A 3,818-nucleotide genomic window follows, 5' to 3' on the forward strand; every position below is an offset into this window, starting at 1 on the left:
GCAGGTCACACCTCGGTTAGAGACCGGACCCTTACACAGCTAATGAAACACCCTCTGCTTCTCCGCGCAGGTACACGCCGAGCATGCGCAGGAGGTTCAGCATCACCGCTTCGGGGTCGGAAGACGTTCGCAACAGGCGAGCCGCAGCGTCATGGTCGGCGTCTCGCACGGATTGAAACAAGGTGATGGCCTCCAGCCACGCACCCTCATTGCGCTCGTCCACGTGCGTTCGTCCCATGCCACACATCCTATTGTTCGGCCTGCCGTAGTTCCAAACCTGGGCGTGGCGTAGACAAGTGAACCACATCGATGTTATTACTAGATACGCCGCTCCAAACATCGGTGAGGCACAACATGTAGTGGTTGGTGGCGTGGCGCGTCACAGCCAGAGAGAGCGAGGAGGATCGCTATGCCACCCCCACCTGAGTCCCGGCGCGCAGCGCCCTCAGTGCGCGAACTCGCCGCCGCCCAGTCGCCTGATCTCGTGTTCTTCTCAAGCGTGTCGGAGAACACCCGCCGCTTCGTCGACCGGCTCGACCAGCCCGCGGTCCGTATCCCGCTGCGGCCACGAGTGGAGGGGCTGATCCGGGTCGCGCGGCCCTTCGTGCTCGTGGTCCCCACGTACGGCGGCGGGGAACGTGCCGGGGCGGTGCCGAAGCAGGTGATCTCGTTCCTCAACGACCCCGCGAACCGGGCACTGATCCGGGGGGTGATCACGGCGGGGAACACGAACTTCGGCGAGCACTACTGCCTCGCCGGCCCTGTCATCTCTGCCAAATGCCAGGTTCCGGAGCTGTACCGCTTCGAGCTGCTCGGCACCCAGCGCGACATCGAACACGTGAACATCGGCCTGACCCGCTTCTGGGACCAGGCCTCCGACAATCTGACATCCATTGAGAGGAAGACCGCATGACCATCATCTCCCCAGAGGCTCCGGCAAGCACCGGGATCGGTGCGCGGAAGGACTACCACGCCCTCAACGCGCAACTGAACCTGTTCGCCCCGGACGGGTCGATCCAGTTCCACAAGGACAAGGAAGCCGCCGACGAGTACCTGCGCCAGCACGTCATCCCGAACACGAGAACCTTCCCGAGCGTGGCCGAGCGCCTGGAGTGGCTGGTCGCGAACGCCTACTACGAGCGGGCGTTCCTCGACGCGTACGCCCCGGAGTTCCTCACCGACCTGCATGAGCGGGCTCGCGGGGCCGGGCACCGTTTCCAGACCTTCCTCGGCGCGTTCAAGTTCTTCACTTCCTACGCCCTGAAGACGTTCGACGGCACCACGTACCTGGAAGGTTTTGAGGAGCGCGTCGTCGCTACCGCGCTCTTCCTCGGACAGGGCGACGAAGCCCTCGCGACCCGGCTTGTGGACGAGATGCTCTCGGGCAGGTTCCAACCTGCGACCCCGACATTCCTGAACGCGGGCAAGGCGCAGCGCGGCGAGCTCGTCTCCTGCTTCTTGCTCCGCCTGGAGGACAACCTCGAGTCCATCGGACGCAGCGTTAACTCTGCGTTGCAGCTCTCCAAGCGCGGGGGCGGAGTCGCGCTGCTGCTGACGAACCTGCGCGAGACCGGAGCACCGATCAAGCAGATCGAGAACCAGGCCTCCGGCGTCGTCCCGGTGATGAAGATCCTCGAAGACTCCTTCAGCTACGCCAACCAGCTCGGGGCCCGGCAGGGTGCGGGCGCAGTGTATCTGCACGCGCATCACCCGGACATCCTGCGGTTCTTGGACACGAAGCGGGAGAACGCGGACGAGAAGATCCGCATCAAGACGCTCTCGCTCGGCGTCGTGATCCCCGATGTCACCTTCCAGCTCGCGAAGGAGAACCGGGACATGCACTTGTTCAGCCCCTACGACGTCGAGCGCGAGTACGGGAAACCGCTGTCGGACCTGTCCGTGAACGACCACTACGACGAGTTGGTCGCGAACCCGCGGGTGCGGAAGACCACGATCAGCGCACGGGAGTTCTTCAAGACCCTCGCCGAGCTGCAGTTCGAATCCGGATACCCCTACGTGCTGTTCGAGGACACCGTCAACCGCGCCAACCCGCTGCAGGGGCACATCAACATGTCGAACCTGTGCAGCGAGATCCTCCAGGTCAACACGCCCTCCACCTATGACGCGGCGATCGGCTACGAGCAGGTCGGCCGGGACATCTCCTGCAACCTCGGCTCCCTCAACATCGCCCAGGCCTTCGCCTCACCGGACTTCGGCGCGACCGTCGAGACCGCAGTGCGGGCGCTGACGAGTGTGTCGGATCAGACCGACATCGACGCGGTCCCCTCGATCGCAGCCGGGAACGACGCGTCGCACGCGATCGGTCTCGGTCAGATGAACCTGCACGGGTTCCTCGCCTCGCAACGCATCCGCTACGGCAGCGAGGAGGGCATCGACTTCACCGACATCTACTTCCTCACCGTCACCTACCACGCCCTGCGCGCCTCCAACCGGATCGCCATCGAACGCGGCACGACCTTCACCGGGTTCGAGACCTCCACCTACGCCGACGGCTCGCACTTCGATAAGTACACCGAGCGCGAGTGGCGGCCCGCCACCGAACGTGTCCGCGCCCTCTTCGCCGAGGCAGGCGTCGCGATCCCCACCCGCGACGGCTGGGCGCAACTTCGGGAATCCGTGCGGCAGCACGGCATTTACAACGCCTACCTGCAGGCGATCCCGCCGACTGGATCGATCTCGTACGTGAACAACTCGACCGCGTCGATCCATCCGATCGCGGCGAAGATCGAGATCCGCAAAGAAGGCAAGCTCGGCCGCGTCTATTACCCGGCCCCGCACATGACCGACGACAACCTCGAGTTCTTCGAGGACGCGTACGAGATCGGCTACGAGAAGATCATCGACACCTACGCCGCCGCCACCCGCCACGTCGACCAGGGTTTGTCTCTCACGCTGTTCTTCCGCGACACCGCGACCACCCGCGACATCAACAAAGCCCAGATCCACGCCTGGCGTGCCGGAATCAAGACCCTCTATTACATCCGCCTCCGCCAGCCCGCACTCGAAGGCACCGAGATTGAAGGCTGCGTCTCCTGCGCGCTGTAACCCCAGAATCCGATCTTCCCGAAGGAACACCCATGACCCTCACCGATATCACCCGCCCCATCACCGAGATCTCCGTCACTCCGCCGGGCTATCGGCACGACCCGGCAGCCCGCCTGCGGCCCATCAACTGGAACCGCGTCGGAGACGACAAAGACCTCGAGGTATGGAACCGCCTCACCGCGAACTTCTGGCTCCCCGAGAAAGTGCCCCTCTCCAACGACCTCCCCGCCTGGCAAAAACTCACCCAGGAGGAACGCACGCTGACCATGCGCGTGTTCACCGGGCTCACCATGCTCGACACCGTACAAGCCACCGTCGGCGAGATCTGCCAGATCCAAGACGCCCGCACCGAACACGAAGAGGCCGTCTACACGAACATCGCGTTCATGCAGTCCGTGCACGCACGCTCCTACTCCTCCGTCTTCTCCACGCTCACCTCGACCCCAGAGATCGACGACGCGTACCGGTGGGCCGTCGCCAACGACCTGCTCCAGGAACGGTGCAAGAAGGTGCTCGCGCACTACTACGGGGATGACCCGCTCAAACGGAAGGTCTCCTCCACGCTGCTGTCCTCGCTGCTGCTCTACGCCGGGTTCTACCTGCCGTTGCACTTCTCCGTCCACGCAACCCTCACCAACACCGCCGACATGATCCGGCTCATCCTCCGCGACAAGGCCGTGCACGGCTACTACTCCGGCTACAAATACCAGCGCGGCCTCGAAACCCACACCGCAGCCGAACAGGAACACATG

General features: G+C 64.1%; 4 protein-coding genes. 3 read left to right on the forward strand and 1 reads right to left on the reverse strand.

Annotated features, from left to right (window positions below):
• Positions 1 to 31 precede the first annotated feature (31 nt).
• Entirely contained in the window at positions 32 to 238 is a 207-nt protein-coding gene (locus INT49_RS20575) for a hypothetical protein (RefSeq protein ID WP_193119597.1), read from the reverse strand.
• A 171-nt stretch (positions 239 to 409) separates the two neighbouring features.
• Here INT49_RS20575 and nrdI point away from each other — a divergent pair, with 171 nt between their 5' ends.
• The 3 genes from nrdI to INT49_RS20590 form a co-directional block, all read left to right on the forward strand.
• Entirely contained in the window at positions 410 to 913 is a 504-nt protein-coding gene (nrdI, locus tag INT49_RS20580; protein WP_193119598.1) for a class Ib ribonucleoside-diphosphate reductase assembly flavoprotein NrdI, read from the forward strand.
• Positions 910 to 3,066: a class 1b ribonucleoside-diphosphate reductase subunit alpha gene (gene nrdE, locus INT49_RS20585; protein ID WP_193119599.1), complete on the forward strand. Its 2,157-nt coding sequence runs from the start codon at positions 910 to 912 to the stop codon at positions 3,064 to 3,066. Before nrdI ends, nrdE begins: the two co-directional genes overlap by 4 nt.
• A 32-nt stretch (positions 3,067 to 3,098) precedes the next feature.
• On the forward strand, positions 3,099 to 3,818 hold a 720-nt coding region (locus INT49_RS20590), incomplete at its 3' end, for a ribonucleotide-diphosphate reductase subunit beta (protein ID WP_193119600.1).

This window comes from Brachybacterium tyrofermentans, from assembly GCF_014897585.1.
Taxonomy (GTDB): Bacteria; Actinomycetota; Actinomycetes; order Actinomycetales; family Dermabacteraceae; genus Brachybacterium; species Brachybacterium tyrofermentans.